Consider the following 16,773-nt stretch of genomic DNA (forward strand, 5'->3'; position numbering starts at 1 on the left):
ATCTTTTCACCGTGCCGATACTCTCTAAGTAAAGCTATGACGGTACTCCATTGGGTTAGTCAAGTTGTCGTATTTGAAATGTTGCATGTAGCATAACCCCGAAGATGAGAATATGTCAACTATTTTTAATAAATTAATTTTACTGGGGATGGTCCGAATCACCGGTAATCAATTGGCGGAGTAAGCCAGTTGGCCGGTCAAACTTTTTTTAACGTTTTGCGTCGCGCAATCCGTTGAGTAACGTGAAGCGTGGCCGATGAAAGCGAGCAGTTGCCGCATATCATTGTCATTTTTATGTCCTAATGAGCAAGCTACTATTTGATTATTTCCCTGATAATTTAGGCTTTCATGACTAGCTTGTGAATGAAAACAACTTGACAACTATATGCGACTGGGTATTTAATGGACATGTCCACAAAAGGAGGGTGCCACGTGCCACTATATTCACTGAGCAAATTTATTGCGGGAATCTACCGGCAATCCAAAACAGAATTCAACCAGCAAATCGCCGGATTAGATGTCAGAGCCACCCAGAGTGATCTCCTATTGTTCATCTATGACAATCCAAATCTGGTACAACGGGAGATTGCCGCCCAAATGGTGATCGACCCAAGTCTACTAGCGCGCGACCTGCGCAAATTATCCCAGCAAAAATTAGTCACACGTACCAGTGACACCGCTGATAAACGGGTTAACCGCATTAATCTCACACCCGCCGGTATCCGGGCCGCTGAGCGAGTAAAGCACACCATGATCAGTTGGTGGGACAGCTTTTTCACGCAACACCCTGAAATCGATCAACCCGTTTTCACTGATCAGTTGCAGAAGGTCTACGAGGCCCTGCAACGGACCAAACACTAATTTATTTTCACAACTTAACTCATTCAAAGGAGTCTTATCGTGCGTGCTATTTTGAAGCATTTTTCGTTGCTGTTCTTTGGTATTCTGTTTATGTCTGCCGGTGTCGGCCTATCACGACTTGCCCAGTTAGGAACTTCGCCAATATCTAGTATTCCTAACGTCACAAGCATGATTACCGGCTTCACATTAGGGCAGCTAACCATCGTTTTCATGATTGTCTTGATCATCCTCGAAGCCATCATTCTTCGCAGTCAGTTCTCCTGGCAAAACGTTCTCCAGTTGATTCCAGGCATTATTTTCGGGTTCTTCATTGATGCATTTGTAAAAATCTTCAGCTTTCTGCCAATGACGACTTACTGGTGGCAGCTGTTCTTCACAGCAATCAGCATCTTACTGCTATCGTTTGGCGTCTACCTGGAAGTGAACTCGCAAGCTATTATTATGTCCGGCGAAGGGATTACGACAGCAATCAGCATCGTCACTCACATTCCTTTCCCAAAAATCAAGGTGCGTCAAGACATCACAATGATGGTCATCGCAGCCATCCTCGCCCTGGTCTTCCGCCACTCACTGTCAGGAATCCGTGAAGGAACGGTCATCACAGCCATTTTAACCGGTCGCTTCGTTGATTACTACACCAACAAATTTCATCGGTTCACCTCTTGGATGGCCAAACCGGACCAGCCAGAAGTTGAAAACGAGGCTATCACTGAAGAAGATTCATCAACTAATTAAGGCGAGTTGAAGAAAGCGTTTAGGGACCTGAACGTAAGCGCAGTTAGTAGGAAATTTCAGTCTTTGATTTCTGACTAATTGCATTTACGTTCAAGTCTCTTCTTTTTGGACACTATTTCCACTCAGTGGGTCCGGAAAGAACGGTTTTGCAAATGATCGCCTTGACTAAACTTAGGAGCAGCACGTGGGAAAGACCTCGTCTCTGTTCTGCAGAATATAAACGCTCCCTCTGAAGCGCTCAAACTTGAGCTTTCAGAGGGGGGCGCTTTATGTGGCCGAGAGTGATCGTGTACCGGCACACGCTTGGATCAGATCAATAGATTGGACTGGAATTTCACTATTGTCTTATTGATTGACATTCTTTTGTCTCAACCCCTGGCGAGTAAAAATGTTTCATGTGAAACATTTAGGTGAAAACAATCAACCCAGTGATTCTTTTCAACGGTCAATTGTTCGTCATTTAATTGACTAATCAATTAAAACGTTCGAACAAAATCGCATTTTTTCTGCTTTCATTTCATCAACGAAATGCAACAGGGTGTCGCATTCACGCTTCAATGCCATGGAAAAACGTGATTTTTTTCAAAATTAAAAAATAATTTCTTATCGTTTGAATAAATATATATGTCAATAATCACCGGTATAATAGGCATCCATAGGTGTTGTCACTTTACTTGTCAAAATTCTTTACCAAATCTTTACTAACTTTATCAAAAAATTCATACTTTTATCATATTTTTTCTTTATGATAGATGTATAGTCAATTACCAAGATAATTGACTACCCCTTAAAATAGATAGCGATGTTTTCATGTTTTTTCTCCCCCTAAACAGTGAAAACTAAAAAATAGCGTTATCCACTCCCCCCTAGACTCACCGTCCCCTAACGGTGGGTCTTTTTTTGCGGCGTGCAAAACTAGGTACAATTTAGAACAGGTGGCTGCTTCGTTCCAAACTAAAGACATGACAATTTCAAGCTGACGGTCTTGACACACCAACAAAATGAGCAACAAAATCTGGCGCCAAAAAAACCACACTACTGGTTCCAGCTCACTAAACTGTGATAATATTGATCATCCCTGTCATTCACGACGGCAGATGGCCCAATTCGAGCACCCGTCACACGTTTATCTAATTTCATACATAAGCAAAAAAAGCCGAGCACGGTTCCCGTGCTCGGTTTATTTTACGTATTAATTGATTGGGCCGTTTCAGACCGATTCAGCAGTTGTTGGTTTGTTTTCCTTCTTGGAGGTGCTTGGTTGCTGCGCTTTTAGGCCACATAGCCAAAACGTGCCACAGCAGCCCTTTACCGTCTTCTTCGGCACTCTACCCCTCAGGCGTATAGGCCACCGAAGAAAACTTGTTAAATGACTTCACAAACAACAGCTTGACCGTCCCACGAGGACCCGACCGGTTTTTTTCGATGATGACTTCAACTTCACCCACATCTTGGGTCTCATCATCCTGGCCGCCACCGTTGTTATCGTCATCATCGTCGCCGTCCCGCTCGTAATAGTCGTCACGGTACAGGAAGGAAACGATGTCGGCATCTTGTTCAATTGATCCTGATTCACGAATATCGGACAGCACAGGTCGTTTATCCTGCCGTTGTTCGACACCACGTGACAGTTGCGACAGTGCAATAACCGGCACGTGCAATTCCTTGGCCAGTTTCTTTAACTGCCGCGAAATTGCGGAAACCTCTTGTTGCCGGTTTTCAGCGCCGGAACTTTCGATCAGTTGCAGGTAATCGACCACGACTAAGCCCAAATTCCCGTTTTGTTCCTTATCCAAACGACGGCACTTAGCCCGAATTTCAGACATTTTAATACCCGCCGTATCATCGATGAAAATCTTTGCTTTGGACAGACTGCCCATAGCCACAATCAGATTTTGCCACTCATTTTCTTCTAGTTGCCCCGTCCGCAAATGGTTGGCATTGATACTGCCTTCCGCACACAGCATCCGGCTGACCAGCGATTCGGCACTCATTTCCAAACTAAAAATGGCCACCGCTTTATCCGTTTTCGTGCCAACGTTTTGCGCAATGTTTAACGCAAACGCGGTCTTCCCAACAGCTGGTCGCGCGGCTAGGATCATCAGTTCGTCTTCATGCAACCCAGTCGTCATGTCGTCCAAGTCCTTGTAGCCAGTGGACAGTCCAGTAACGGTATCCCCCTGTTGCGAGAGCTTATCGATCTCTTCAAAGGTCGTATTCAAAACGTCCTTGATCACTTTAAAACCGGATTGGCTGCGGGCTTCAGAAACGTTCATAATGGCTTGTTCAGCGCCGTCAATAATGTCATCGACTGACTCATCTTCCGCGTAACCATCCGTCACGATCTTCGTGGCCGTTTGAATTAAACGCCGTAAAGTGGCCTTCTCACTAATGATCTTCGCGTAGTAGCCAACGTTAGACGCCGTTGGGACAGATGAAGCCAGCTCGGCAATGTAGGCCATGCCGCCCACGTCTTCCAGCTGATTCTGCCGCTTGAGTTCATCGGAAACCGTCACGGCATCAATCGCTTCATCCCGGTCGTTTAAGTCCACCATGACCTGAAAAATCAACTGGTGTGCCCGCCGATAAAAGTCGTCAGCTTGAACCAATTCCATGGCATCAACTAACGCATCACCGTTTAAAAAGATCGCCCCGAGAACGGCTTTTTCAGCCTCAATATTTTGTGGTGGTGTTTGATCACGCAACCCTTCACTCATTTTGAAATCACCCGCTTCCTAGAACACGTTCGACTTTGTTGCCGAACTAAACACAACGAGGCCGCGACAAACATCGGATTTGCCGTCGACCCCGTCGATGAAACACAAACTTTCTCTATCTGAAATAACTTGCGGTCCACGCGTCTGGCACGCCATTGACGCTAAGGCAGCTTGCTAAATTGCAACACGGAACCCCTATAAGCGTTGTTACAGGGTCTGGTCGTTACTTCTCTTCAACGTGAACCCGAATCGTCCCAGTAACGTCCTTGTGCAGCTTAACCGGCACGTTAATGAAACCAAGCATTTTAATGGGTTCCTTCATTTCAAGCTTGTGCTTGTTGATGGTAATACCAAATTGCTTGTTGAGGGCTTGAATCAGTTGTTTGCTTGAAATGGCGCCAAACAGACGGCCATCAGTTCCGGCTTTGGCAGACAATGAAACAACGGTCTTCTTGTCTTCCAAAACAGCCTTCAGTTTGATGGCTTCCTGCCGTTCCTCTTCTTCACGCTTCTCTTCAGCGCGTTGCTGACCCTTTAATTGACTCATGGCTGCTGATGTAGCGGCCTTAGCCTTGTTTTGCTTGATTAAAAAGTTTTGGGCATAGCCATCTGGCATGTCTTTGACTTCACCGCGTTTACCTTTACCGCGGACGTCTTGTAAAAAGATAACTTTCACAGGTAAGTCCTCCTTTTAAAGGGCGGTCTGGTTGACCGCCTCATATCACCCCAAAAGGGTCTCAACAAATACTCTATCATAAATCCTAACTAAAGAGAACCTACTCCGGTTCGGGAGTCGGTTCTTCTTCGTCCTCGCCGTTTAAAATGGCGATCAATTGTGCTTTTACATCACTGATAGTACTGTCTGAAATTTGAGTAGCGCCGCTAGATAAGTGACCGCCGCCGCCCATTTTTTCCATAATAATTTGTACGTTGATCTGACCAGTGCTTCGTGCGGAGATACCGATACGACCATCGTCACGTTTAGTAATAACAAATGACGCATCGATACCGGACATGTTAAGCAACGAATCAGCCGCCTGAGCTGCGGTGACGGAATCGTAAATCTGTTCTTCCTCGCCAGTGACCACAGCGAGGTCGCCGTTAATGAATTCCACCAGTTCAATCAGGTGATTCCGCTGCAGATAACTGTCAACGTTTTCCTTCATAAATTGCTGCATCTGAACCAAATCGGCGCCGGCCGACCGCAGATAACTGGCAGCGTCAAACGTCCGTGACCCGGTTCGCAGTGAAAACGACTTCGTATCGATAAAAATCCCCGTCAGCATTGCGGTGGCTTCTATTTTGTTGACCGGTTCGCTTTCTTGTGACTGATATTCAAACATTTCAGTAATCAGCTCGCAGGTTGAGCTTGCGTACGGTTCAATGTAAACCAGCATCGGATTTTCAGGGAATTCTTCGCCCCGCCGGTGATGGTCGATGATGACGGTTCGATTTTCCAACTGCTCGTAGAGTTCGGGCGAGATAGAAAGTGACGTCTTCGAGTGGTCGACCATGACCAGCATGGATTGTTTCGTCACCTTGCTGAGCGCTTCATCCGGCGTGATAATCGCGTCATCGATTTCCGGATAGTCCTTGGTCGCGACCATGAGCCGCTGGACGTCTGAGTGGATCTTTTCCTGGTCCAAAACGATGTAGCATTCCTTGCCGTTCATTTGCGCGATCCGTCGAATCCCCATGCAGGCACCGATAGAATCCATGTCAGGCTGCTGATGGCCCTGCACGAAGATGGTGTCGGCCTGCGACATCAGTTCTTGCAGTGCTTGAGAGATCATCCGCGCCCGAACCCGGGTCCGCTTTTCCATTGGGTTGGTCTTACCGCCGTAGAACCGCGCTTCTTCATCCTGCGCTCGAACAACGACTTGGTCGCCGCCACGTCCCAGTGCAAGATCCAGATTGGCTTGTGCCTGATCGGCTAGTTTGGCCAAATCGGCACCGCCATACGCGATCCCCATACTGAGGGTCAACGGGAAGTTTTGCTTCGACGTATTCTCACGGACAGTATCCAAAATACTGAACTTATCCTCTTCGATGGCCGTTAGCGACCGAGCATACAGGAAGACCAAAAAATGATCATCATCCAGATGCTTAAGGTACATACCAAATTTTTGCGCCCAAACGGACAGTTCATTCGTCACGTAATTCCGCAGGTTGGAAACGTCTTGGTCGGTCATGGATTGCGTAATCTCATCGTAATTATCCAAAAAGACTTGGCCAATAGCCAACCGCTCGTTGTCGTAACGCGCCTGGATCTGCGCAAAGTGGGTCACTTCCATGAGGTAGACGGCCCGCACATCTTTTTGAACGAGAAACGAAAATTGCCGTTCCCGCCACGTCACCGTTTGGGCGTGCTCATCACTGGCATGGGTCTCGATGAGCTGTTCAAGCTCTGGATCCACGTCGTTTAACCGGCGACTCAAGACTGTTTCGTCACCAAAATAGCGCTGCAGGTAAGGATTGACCCATTCGATGGCATCGTTGTCACCAAACATCATGACCCCCACGGGCATGTCGATCAGCGCTTCCTGTTCGCCCCGATTAATGCGAAACGACAGGTCGGCTATGTACCGGTTCATATCAGTACTGATCTCGTTCATCGTGTTAAACGCAAAAATCGAGCTAATGATGATCAGCACTAAAAACGCAACGCCTAGGATCCATGAAAAGATGAAGGCCATCACGACACCTATTAGGGACAAGCCCATAATAAATAACGCTAACCCGCGCAATCGTTTATTTCTTAAAAATTCGGGTAAGTTATCCCTTGAGAAAAAACCGTTCATTCTAAGTCCTCTGTTTTCATTCGCTAATAATGATAGCCTTATTTTAGCACAAACCATCACTCATATAAATCTGGTGGCTTTTCAGTCCTATTTTCAAAGTTTTTGAAAAAAAAACTTACGAAGATTGTTTTTTTCTGGTAGTGTAACCAATTGTGAAAAAACATCTATTTTAAGAAAGAGGTATTATTCATGGAACAACAAGCAACAATGAGTGCGTCGCGACCCCGTGTCGTGGTTAAGCACCCCGCTCTCGCCATGGCCAGTATGCTAATTGGCGCTTTTGTGGGTATGTTTAGTGAAACCTCATTAAATATTGCCCTGCCAAAATTAATGGCCAGTCTGAGCATTTCGACGGCCACTGTTCAGTGGTTGGTGACCGGCTACATGTTGATCATCGGGATTGTTCTCCCATTAAACAGTTTGATTACTAAGTGGTTCTCCACTCGTCAGGTCGTTATCTTCGGCCTGTTGGACTTCCTCGTCGGCGCTGTAATTGCCGCCCTGGCACCAAGTTTCCCAATCCTGTTATTCGGTCGGATGATTCAAGGAATTGCTACAGGCTTGATTTTGCCGCTGATGTTTACGGTTGCCATGCAGGTCTTCGCGCCCGCAAAACTCGGGGCAGCCATGGGGGCCTGCGCCATGGTCATCATGTTCGCACCCGCCATTGGCCCGACTTTAACTGGGTTAATTCTCGCCAAATTATCTTGGCATTGGATCTTCTGGGCCTTCGTTCCCTTCCTTGTCATTGCACTGATTTTTGCGCTTACATCACTGGAAAACGTGGGTAATCTCAGTAAACCAAAGATCGACGTTATTTCGATCCTAACAAGTGTCGTCGGTTTTGCCAGCATCGTTACCGCTGTCAGCTTCGCCAGTTCAAAGGGCTGGGGCTCGCCAGTCGTATTGGGTCTGTTGTTATTTGGCATCATCGTGTTAGCCGTTTACGCCTACCGTCAAGTACACATTGCAGAACCCATTTTGAACCTGAAGATCTTCGCCAATCCCGCATTCCGGGCCGGTGCTTTGATGGTCATGCTGGACTTTGGGATCATCCTGTCAGCCATGTATATTTTACCAATGTACATGCAAAAGGGCTTGCTCTTACCCGTTGCGATGACCGGGATCATCATGCTCCCTGGTGGTATCGTCAACGCGCTGGTCTCAGCTGTTTCCGGTAACCTGTTCGATAACTTCGGCGCTAAGTGGCTGTCACGGTTAGGCTTCTTGATTGCGCTGATTGGCGCAATCATGTTGCTGACAACCAGCACCCACACCGCTGTATCCTTTGTAATCGCTGCTCACGTTGTTTTGATGATTGGCTGTCCTCTGGCTATGTCACCGTCTCAAACGCACGCTCTGAGCGCTTTAAAGGGTCCTGCGTCAGGTGACGGCAGTACCATCATGAACACGCTGCAACAAATCATCGGTGCCATTTCAACCGCTTTAGCAACTAGTTTGCTAGGTATCGGTGAGGCTGCCAGCCACGCCAACGAACAAGGTGCCTTCACTGCCGGCGTACACATGGCCGTTTACCTGCCAGTGGTTCTGTCAGTGATTGCCTTGATCATTGCCTTTACAACCCGTTCGTTTAAGAAACAAGATTAATCAACAGCAAGTATCATTCACAAAAGCGCCTGAATTAAAAATGATTACAGGCAAATAAAATGTCATTTTCGCACGTCTTGGTTTTCTATCCTAGACGTGCAACAAACGGCCACAATGGCCACATAAGCGCCCCAGACTAACAAGCCCGAACTGGATTGTTAGTCTGGGGCGTTTATTTTTTGAAAAAAACGCTTTCTAACCACTTTCGTTTTCTGCGATTATTTTTGTTTTTGTCTTTAATGACACTTTCTGGCAACCGAGTGGAAACGAATTCCAGAAAGCAAAAACTTGAACAGGAATGGAATATATTGCATGCCCTAAACATGTAATTTTATAAATAGGCCACCTCTGTTCCATTCTTTAATCGATTTGTGCTGTTCTCTTTAACCAGCATCCTTCGCAACATCCACCCAACCAACGGGATTCGAATAGCGTTCCAATTCGGTCAGGGACAAGCGAATCGCAGCGTTGGTGTCCCCGGCGGCAGGATACAAAATATCGTACTTTTTCAGTGACTCGTCTAAATAAACTTTCACATCAGGTTTCACAGCAAAGGGACAGACCCCGCCAACCGCGTGACCAATTCGTGTTTCAACTTCATCGCGCGCAATCATGTCTGCACGTTTGCCGAATGCGCGCTTAAATTTGCCGTTAGCGATGCGTGACAGCCCGCTGGCAACCACCACAACGTTTTCGCCGCCAACGTCAAAGGCGAGCGTTTTGGCAATCTGATCGGGTTCTATTCCAAGGGTGGCAGCGGCTTCAGCAACCGTGGCCGTAGACTCATGAAAAACATGGATCCGGTCGGTAAGATGATAAGGTTCAAAATAGTGTTCAACAGCTTCAAGTGACATAGCGTTACCTCCCTTTCGTTGCCTTATATTTTATCATTTTATTTTAATTTTTATAGCGAGTTTTAATAAAAAACAAGATTCAATTTCTAAATCATTTACATCTTGACACACCCGCACCAACATGCGATACTTACCCACGGTGCCAAACCATGGCAAGCAAGAACGATCGGCGCAGCAATGCGTTCCGAAGGTCGAGACGGCTTGCCGACTACATAGTAATAAGAGTGCGGAAGAAAGCGTTTAAAGACTGGAGCAGAAGGCGACTCTGATATAAAATCCCGGGTTTGGATTTTATATCAGAGTCGCCTTCTGTGCAAGTCTTTGCTTTCTGCAGCAGGTTTCGGCTAGATGACAGTAGTGTACAAATGTTGTGAAAGCTTTTCGCAAGTAAACTAATAAGAGTGCTGCTAAGGGCGCTCAGGGGACGGAGCATAAGGCGAGTTTGATATAAAATCCTGGTTTTGGATTTTGTATCAGACTCGCCTTATGTAGTAGTCCCCTGCCCTTAGCAGCACGTTTCAGCTAGATAGCAGTAACGCGCCCACGCTATTAGAATTTTCCGCCATCAAAATAGACGTGGCGATAGACAAGCCAGCGCTTACCAAAAACCACCCTACAAAACCAATAAAAGACTTTGTAGGGTGGTTTTAATTTTTATTATTTTAACGATCTCGAGTTTACGCTAATGCCCTCATGTACCGAACTAATACCCTTTTTAAAATCAAGCAAAAGGCCACGTCAGCAACCCGCGCTACAAAAAAAGACCCCGACCGATTTCCCGGTCAGCGGTCTTTTTCATTTTGCAATTAGTCTTCGGCAACGAAAGGCATTAAGCCCATGATGCGTGAACGCTTGATTGCGATGGTTAACTTACGTTGGTTCTTGGCACTAGTACCAGTAACCCGACGTGGCAAAATCTTGCCCCGTTCTGAAACAAAACGCTTCAGTAAGTCAGTATCTTTGTAATCGATGTATTCGATGTGGTTGGCAGCGATGAAGTCGACCTTACGACGACGACGTCCGCCTCTTCTTTGTTGAGCCATGTTATTCCCTCCTGTTCAGATCCGTTTAGAACGGCAAATCATCATCAGAAATATCAATGCTGTCACCGTTGTTTGCAAACGGGTCAGCCTGATTTTGTCCGCTGTTTTGATTATTGTTAGCCGCACCATTGGTGTTTGGATCACCAAACGGATTATTGTTCTGAGGAGCACTATTATTACCAGCAGGCGCACTGTTGTAGTTATTGTTACCGCCGTTTTGGTTGTTGTTATTATAACTTCCGTTGTTGCTGTTACTGTTATTATTCGCAGAACGCGGTTCTAACAGTGCGAAGTTATCAACAACCACTTCGGTAACGTAAACACGCTGACCCTGTTGGTTTTCGTAGTTTCTGGTTTGAATCCGACCGTCGATTCCGACTAACGCACCCTTATGGGTAAAGTTAGCGAAATTTTCAGCAGATTTCCGCCAAATCACACAGTTGATAAAGTCTGCTTCACGTTCGTTGTTTTGATTGGTAAATTGCCGATCAACAGCTAACGTAAAGTTTCCAACTGCCGCCCCACTTGGGGTGTACCGTAAATCAACATCTCTTGTCAAGCGTCCAGTTAGCAATGCTCGGTTGATCATAGGAATTGCTCCTCTCTAGTTATAGTTGAATGTCTAAATTAGTCTTCGCGTTTAACGATCATATGACGTAAGATATCGTCACTGATTTTTGAAAGACGGTCGAATTCGTTTAAAGCTGCGTCGTCATTGGCGTTCAAGTTAACGATGTGGTAAACACCTTCACTGTAGCCGCCGATTTCGTAAGCGAAACGAAGCTTCTTCCAGTCTTTTGAATCAATTAATTCTGCACCATTGTCAGCCAGAACCTTGTCGAAACGTTCAACTAAGGCAGTCTTAGCTGCGTCGTCAAGGTCTGGGCGAATGATGTAAGTAATTTCATACTTCATGAAATTTGCACCTCCTTATGGACTTCAGGCCCTCTTGATTTAGATTTAAGAGAGCAAGGAGAGTTATCCGAGAACGGAATACTCACAAATTAGTATTTTAGCAAATTTTGGGCTAAGATGCAACGCTTAATTTAGACAAGAGATGTCGTATACCCTATATATACGATTTCAAAACGAGCGCAGTTTTTTTGTTTTTAATTTTTTTTACGAAAATGAGCATGCTTATTCCCCGGCAACCACCCGAAAATAATCCTACCCAACCAGTTCTAGTCAACGAAATAAACCGCGGTTTTATTGGCCGGCGTGTAGGCCATCTTAAAACAGAATGATTGTTCTATTATAATGATTAATGGCAAAACAAAAACGTCACCGAAGAAACCAGTGACGTTTTAGTCGTTTCAAATGTTATTCATCATCATCCGTATCGTCTGGATTACCAAGCATCCCTGAATCAGAATCGTTAGTGTCATCACTATCGTTCGTGGTGTCATCATCGTCATCTGCATCAGCGGCGTTCAGTAACCGGTCAAGCGAGGTGTCAGTGCCGGAAGTGGTTTCGTTAGTGATCGTCGAAGCATCACCGTCAGAGCCGCCGCCATCCGTTGGTGTGGCACCTTCAGCGTCGTCACCATCATCCGGCTCTTCCTTTTCGACAACCGCCATCGTTGCGACCTTGGAATCATCGTCCAACCGAATCAAGTGAACCCCTAAGGTTGCCCGACCCGTTTGTGAGACGTTCTCCACACCGAACCGGATCATCACACCCTTATCGGTGATCAACATAATGTCTTCTTCACCGTTAACGGTGGTCAGACCGGCTAATGGGCCGTTCTTTTCAGTAATGTTGATGGTCTTGATACCCTTACCACCACGGCCTTTAATGGCGTATTCGTCAGCTGGGGTCTGTTTGCCATATCCCTTTTCAGAAATGACAAATACATTGCTGGTCGGGCCAAGAATGGCGGAACCGACCACATAATCGTCATCCCGGAGACGAACCCCGCGGACACCGGTAGCGGAACGACCCATCGACCGCACGTCGCTTGCTTGGAAGCTGACTGCATACCCGGAATGGGTCCCGATGATCATGTTCTGTGTACTGTCCACGATGGAAACGTTGATCAGCTCATCATCATCTTTTAAGTTCAAGGCTTTCAGACCATTGCTGCGAATGTTTGAAAACTCGTCAACAGGTGTCCGCTTAACCGTTCCCTTCAAGGTAGTGAAGAACAGGAACTTCGCTTGATCGCCAGCAGCATCCGACACGTTGATCACAGCCTGAATACGTTCCTTGGAATCGATGTTCAGCAAGTTAATAATTGGAATTCCCTTAGCGGACCGGCCGTATTCAGGAATTTCGTACCCCTTCATCCGGTAAACCTTACCTGCGTTGGTAAAGAATAACAGAACATCATGGGTCGAAGTGGAAATCAGGTGTTCAATGAAATCATCATCATGGATGCCCATTCCCTGAATACCGCGTCCACCACGATTTTGTGCTTTGAATTCGGTCGTTGGCAGCCGTTTGATGTACCCGTTGTGGGTGAGGGAAACCATGACGTTTTCCTCTTCAATCAAGTCTTCGTCTTCGAGACTTAGGACTTCACCGACCATTAATTCGGTCCGCCGAGCATCGCCGAACTTCTCTTGAATTTCAAGCAGTTCCTCGTAGATGATTTGGTTTTGACGGTCACGACTTGCCAAAATTGCTTTGTAGTCAGTGATCGATTTTTGCAACTCATCAAATTCGTGCTCAACCTTGTCACGTTCCAAACCGGTCAAACGAACGAGCCGCATGTCCAAAATGGCTTGCGCTTGTTTGTCAGACAGTGGGAACCGTGACATTAATTCAGTCTTAGCGACATCGGCTGTTTGCGAACCACGGATGATCGAGATGATCTCATCAATGTGGTCCAGGGCAATTTTTAACCCTTCCAGAATGTGCGCCCGCGCTTCCGCCTTCTTTAATTCAAAAGCAGTCCGGCGTTGGATGACTTCCAACTGGTGCGCCAGATAGTACTGCAGAATTTCTTTGAGACTGAGTACTTTCGGCGACCCGTTGACAATGGCCAGCATGTTGAATCCAAACGAAGTCTGCATCAAAGTCATTTTGTACAAATTGTTCAAAATAACTTCGGCGCTTGCATCGCGGCGAACATCCACCACGATCCGCATACCTTCACGGTCAGACTCATCGTTAACATCCGTGATGCCTTCGATCCGTTTTTCACGCGCCAAGTCAGCAATACGTTCAATTAGCTTAGCCTTGTTGACCATGTATGGAATTTCAGTGGCAACGATACGTTGCTTGCCGCTCTTATCAGATTCGATTTCGACTTTCGCACGCAGGGTGATGCTGCCCTTACCAGTTTCATAGGCTTTCCGAATTCCGGATTTGCCCATAACCACACCCCCGGTTGGGAAGTCAGGTCCTGGCAGTGCCTCCATCAAATCAGCCGTCGTTGCATCCGGGTTTTTCATCAGGATGTGAATGGCACTGATAACTTCGGCTAAGTTGTGCGGTGGAATGTTAGTCGCCATCCCAACGGCGATTCCTGAAGCCCCGTTCACTAACAGGTTCGGGAAGCGTGCTGGTAAGACGGTCGGTTCTTTTTCAGTATCATCGTAGTTGGGCTGGAAATCGATGGTATCTTTGTTGATATCACGCAGCATTTCCAACGCGATTTTACTTAACCGGGCTTCGGTATACCGCATGGCAGCGGCACCGTCACCATCGACAGACCCGAAGTTTCCGTGACCGTCAACGAGTGGGTAGCGGTAACTAAAGTCCTGGGCCATCCGGACCATCGACTCGTACACCGCCGTGTCACCATGGGGGTGATACTTCCCTAAAACATCCCCCACCATTCTGGCCGACTTCTTGTACGGCTTGTCTGGCGTAACACCCAGTTCGTGCATATCGTACAAGATCCGCCGGTGAACGGGTTTCAACCCGTCACGAACGTCGGGCAGGGCCCGCGCCACGATAACACTCATGGCGTAATCTAGAAATGATGTCCGCATGGTCTTAGCCAAGTCGACATCTTGAATTCGATTTGGTAAATCTTGATCAGCCAAATCAGTAACCTCCAATCAATGAGGCCGCGACATAAAGTCTGAACCTCTGGCTTGTAAGTATCTACGTTGTGTTGATAATTTAGTGTGTTTTTGAAGTTAGAAGTGCCGGTCCGTCCGGTTTCATGGAGAAGACGACAACGGCGTGCCGCTCTGTCGCACATACCGGACTCAAAACGTCAACCGCACTCAGGTTCAAACGCTCAACTAAGCATCCAAGTTCTCAACGTACTTCGCATTCTTCTCAATAAATTCACGCCGCGGTTCAACTTTATCCCCCATCAAGGTGGTGAAGGCATCGTTTGAATCCATGGCATCGCTGGCATCGACCCGCAGCAAACGACGATTTTCTGGATCCATGGTCGTTTCCCACAGTTGTTCAGCATCCATTTCACCAAGCCCTTTGTAGCGTTGAATGGCGGGTTTTGGTGATGGTGGCAGCTGGCCGACAAAGTCCTTTAATTCTTCATCGGAGTCAATATAACGGTGCATCTTACCTTGGCGCACTTGGTACAGCGGTGGCTGAGCAATGTAGACGTAGCCTGCTTCAAGCAATGGCCGCATGTAGCGGTAGATCAGCGTTAGCAACAGTGTCCGAATATGAGCACCATCGACATCGGCATCGGTCATAATGATCAGCTTGTGGTAGTTGGCCTGGCTGACATCAAAGTCTTCGCCAAAGCCGGTTCCCATGGCCGTAAATAGTGACCGAATTTCTTCGTTGGCTAAGATGCGGTCCATGCTGGCCTTTTCAACGTTTAAAATCTTCCCACGAATAGGCAGGATGGCCTGCGTCAATCGCGACCGACCCTGCTTAGCAGAACCGCCGGCGGAATCCCCTTCGACGATGAACAATTCGGAAATTTCAGGATCCTTACTGGTGTTATCAGCTAACTTCCCAGGCAGGTTGCTGATTTCCAAACCGCTCTTCTTCCGGGTAACTTCCCGGGCACGCTTGGCAGCGACCCGCGCTTTGGAAGCCAAAGTCCCCTTGTCGACGATTTTTTTGGCTTCGTCGGGATTTTCCAACAGAAACTTCGAGAACCGTTCGCTGAAAATATGATCAGTGGCCGTCCGCGCATCCGAGTTCCCAAGTTTAGTCTTGGTTTGACCCTCAAACTGCGGGTCCGGATGCTTCACGGAAACAACGGCGGTCAGACCTTCACGCACATCTTCCCCGCTCAGATTGTCTTCGTTGTCTTTCATGAGGTTGTGTTTCCGCGCGTAATCGTTGATGATCCGCGTCAACGCACGTTTGAACCCTTCTTCGTGGGTCCCACCTTCGTAGGTGTGAATGTTGTTGGTAAACGTTAATAGATTGGAGTGATAGTCGTCGGTGTATTGCAGCGCAACTTCCACCGTGATGCCCTTTTCCTCGCCTTCAACGTAGATTGGTTCAGGAAAAACGACATCCTTGTTTTTATTTAAGTATTCGACGTAATGGCGAATCCCGCCTTCGTACATAAGGGATTGTTCAGTTGGCTCATCAGGACGCTCGTCACGAATAGTGATGCGTAAGCCCTTATTCAAGAAAGCCAGCTCGCGGATTCGGGTAGTCAGGATCTTAATGTCATACGTGGTGGTTTCACGGAAAATGTCTGGGTCTGGTTGGAAGTGCACCGTCGTCCCATGGATGTTTTCAGGTAAGCCCTCGTCAATAACCTTCATTGGCGTCTTAACATGGCCGTACGCAAAATCCATGTAGTAGCGCTTGCCGTCCCGAACGACTTTAACGTCTAGTTCAGATGACAGCGCGTTAACAACGGAGGCCCCAACACCGTGCAGACCACCGGAAACTTTGTACCCGCCACCGCCAAATTTACCGCCGGCGTGCAGGATCGTAAAGACAGTTTCCAAGGCGGATTTACCAGTCTTCTTTTGGGTGTCCACGGGAATCCCACGACCGTTATCAACAACGGTCACACTGTTGTCCTTGTGAACGGTCACATGGATGGCATCGGCGAACCCTGCCAAGGCTTCATCGATCCCGTTATCCACGATTTCCCAGACCAAATGGTGCAGACCTTGTGAACTCGTCGTCCCAATGTACATCCCGGGCCGTTTCCGAACCGCTTCAAGTCCTTCCAACACTTGGATCTGGCTGGCATCATATTCGCGGGCCTTTTCCTGCTTGCTTTCTTCCTTATCAGCCAAGTGATTTTCC

Annotated in this window: 12 protein-coding genes; 3 read left to right on the forward strand and 9 right to left on the reverse strand. The window is 47.2% G+C overall.

Annotated features, from left to right (window positions below; all coding sequences use genetic code 11):
* Positions 1-432 precede the first annotated feature (432 nt).
* Entirely contained in the window at positions 433-861 is a 429-nt protein-coding gene (locus tag FC82_RS07650; RefSeq protein WP_235809195.1) for a MarR family winged helix-turn-helix transcriptional regulator, read from the forward strand.
* A 39-nt stretch (positions 862-900) separates the two neighbouring features.
* Positions 901-1,596, forward strand: a complete 696-nt coding sequence (locus FC82_RS07655; RefSeq protein ID WP_235809196.1) for a YczE/YyaS/YitT family protein — start codon at positions 901-903, stop codon at positions 1,594-1,596.
* Positions 1,597-2,924: 1,328 nt separating this feature from the next.
* Here FC82_RS07655 and dnaB read toward each other — a convergent pair.
* From dnaB to FC82_RS07670, 3 genes are all read right to left on the reverse strand, one after another.
* Positions 2,925-4,313, reverse strand: coding sequence for a replicative DNA helicase (gene dnaB / locus FC82_RS07660; protein ID WP_054758857.1), 1,389 nt, complete (start codon positions 4,311-4,313; stop codon positions 2,925-2,927).
* Between the two features lie 223 nt (positions 4,314-4,536).
* Positions 4,537-4,989, reverse strand: coding sequence for a 50S ribosomal protein L9 (rplI, locus tag FC82_RS07665; protein ID WP_056996657.1), 453 nt, complete (start codon positions 4,987-4,989; stop codon positions 4,537-4,539).
* 100 nt (positions 4,990-5,089) lie between these two features.
* Positions 5,090-7,114: a DHH family phosphoesterase gene (locus tag FC82_RS07670; protein WP_082620261.1), complete on the reverse strand. Its 2,025-nt coding sequence runs from the start codon at positions 7,112-7,114 to the stop codon at positions 5,090-5,092.
* A 189-nt stretch (positions 7,115-7,303) separates the two neighbouring features.
* On the opposite strand from FC82_RS07670, the gene FC82_RS07675 reads away from it, so the two are divergent.
* The gene (locus FC82_RS07675) at positions 7,304-8,722 is read left to right on the forward strand and encodes a DHA2 family efflux MFS transporter permease subunit (RefSeq protein WP_054758855.1); all 1,419 of its coding nucleotides are present in this window, start codon (positions 7,304-7,306) and stop codon (positions 8,720-8,722) included.
* Positions 8,723-9,105: 383 nt separating this feature from the next.
* Here the strand turns inward: FC82_RS07675 and FC82_RS07680 are convergent, their stop codons facing one another.
* The 6 genes from FC82_RS07680 to gyrB all read right to left on the reverse strand — a co-directional run bounded on the left by FC82_RS07680 (position 9,106) and on the right by gyrB (position 16,763).
* Positions 9,106-9,576, reverse strand: a complete 471-nt coding sequence (locus FC82_RS07680; RefSeq protein WP_054758853.1) for a YbaK/EbsC family protein — start codon at positions 9,574-9,576, stop codon at positions 9,106-9,108.
* 806 nt (positions 9,577-10,382) lie between these two features.
* Positions 10,383-10,619: a 30S ribosomal protein S18 gene (gene rpsR / locus FC82_RS07685; RefSeq protein ID WP_054710713.1), complete on the reverse strand. Its 237-nt coding sequence runs from the start codon at positions 10,617-10,619 to the stop codon at positions 10,383-10,385.
* Positions 10,620-10,644: 25 nt separating this feature from the next.
* Positions 10,645-11,208 carry a single-stranded DNA-binding protein gene (gene ssb / locus FC82_RS07690; RefSeq protein WP_054758851.1) on the reverse strand — a complete coding sequence of 188 codons (564 nt, stop codon included), beginning with the start codon at positions 11,206-11,208 and terminating at the stop codon, positions 10,645-10,647.
* Positions 11,209-11,246: 38 nt separating this feature from the next.
* Positions 11,247-11,534, reverse strand: a complete 288-nt coding sequence (gene rpsF, locus FC82_RS07695; RefSeq protein ID WP_054758849.1) for a 30S ribosomal protein S6 — start codon at positions 11,532-11,534, stop codon at positions 11,247-11,249.
* A gap of 405 nt (positions 11,535-11,939) precedes the next feature.
* The gene (gyrA, locus tag FC82_RS07700) at positions 11,940-14,612 is read right to left on the reverse strand and encodes a DNA gyrase subunit A (protein ID WP_056996658.1); all 2,673 of its coding nucleotides are present in this window, start codon (positions 14,610-14,612) and stop codon (positions 11,940-11,942) included.
* Positions 14,613-14,816: 204 nt separating this feature from the next.
* Positions 14,817-16,763 carry a DNA topoisomerase (ATP-hydrolyzing) subunit B gene (gyrB, locus tag FC82_RS07705; RefSeq protein ID WP_056996659.1) on the reverse strand — a complete coding sequence of 649 codons (1,947 nt, stop codon included), beginning with the start codon at positions 16,761-16,763 and terminating at the stop codon, positions 14,817-14,819.
* Positions 16,764-16,773 lie beyond the last annotated feature (10 nt).

The sequence above is a fragment of the Secundilactobacillus collinoides DSM 20515 = JCM 1123 genome (assembly GCF_001435975.1).
Taxonomy (GTDB): Bacteria; Bacillota; Bacilli; order Lactobacillales; family Lactobacillaceae; genus Secundilactobacillus; species Secundilactobacillus collinoides.

Excerpts from the sequence above, each read along its gene's own strand:
- FC82_RS07670 (WP_082620261.1), bottom strand. The coding sequence starts at position 7,114 with ATGAACGGTTTTTTCTCAAGGGATAACTTACCCGAATTTTTAAGAAAT.
- rpsF (WP_054758849.1), bottom strand. The coding sequence starts at position 11,534 with ATGAAGTATGAAATTACTTACATCATTCGCCCAGACCTTGACGACGCA.
- dnaB (WP_054758857.1), bottom strand. The coding sequence starts at position 4,313 with ATGAGTGAAGGGTTGCGTGATCAAACACCACCACAAAATATTGAGGCT.
- FC82_RS07680 (WP_054758853.1), bottom strand. The coding sequence starts at position 9,576 with ATGTCACTTGAAGCTGTTGAACACTATTTTGAACCTTATCATCTTACC.
- ssb (WP_054758851.1), bottom strand. The coding sequence starts at position 11,208 with ATGATCAACCGAGCATTGCTAACTGGACGCTTGACAAGAGATGTTGAT.
- rpsR (WP_054710713.1), bottom strand. The coding sequence starts at position 10,619 with ATGGCTCAACAAAGAAGAGGCGGACGTCGTCGTCGTAAGGTCGACTTC.
- FC82_RS07675 (WP_054758855.1), top strand. The coding sequence starts at position 7,304 with ATGGAACAACAAGCAACAATGAGTGCGTCGCGACCCCGTGTCGTGGTT.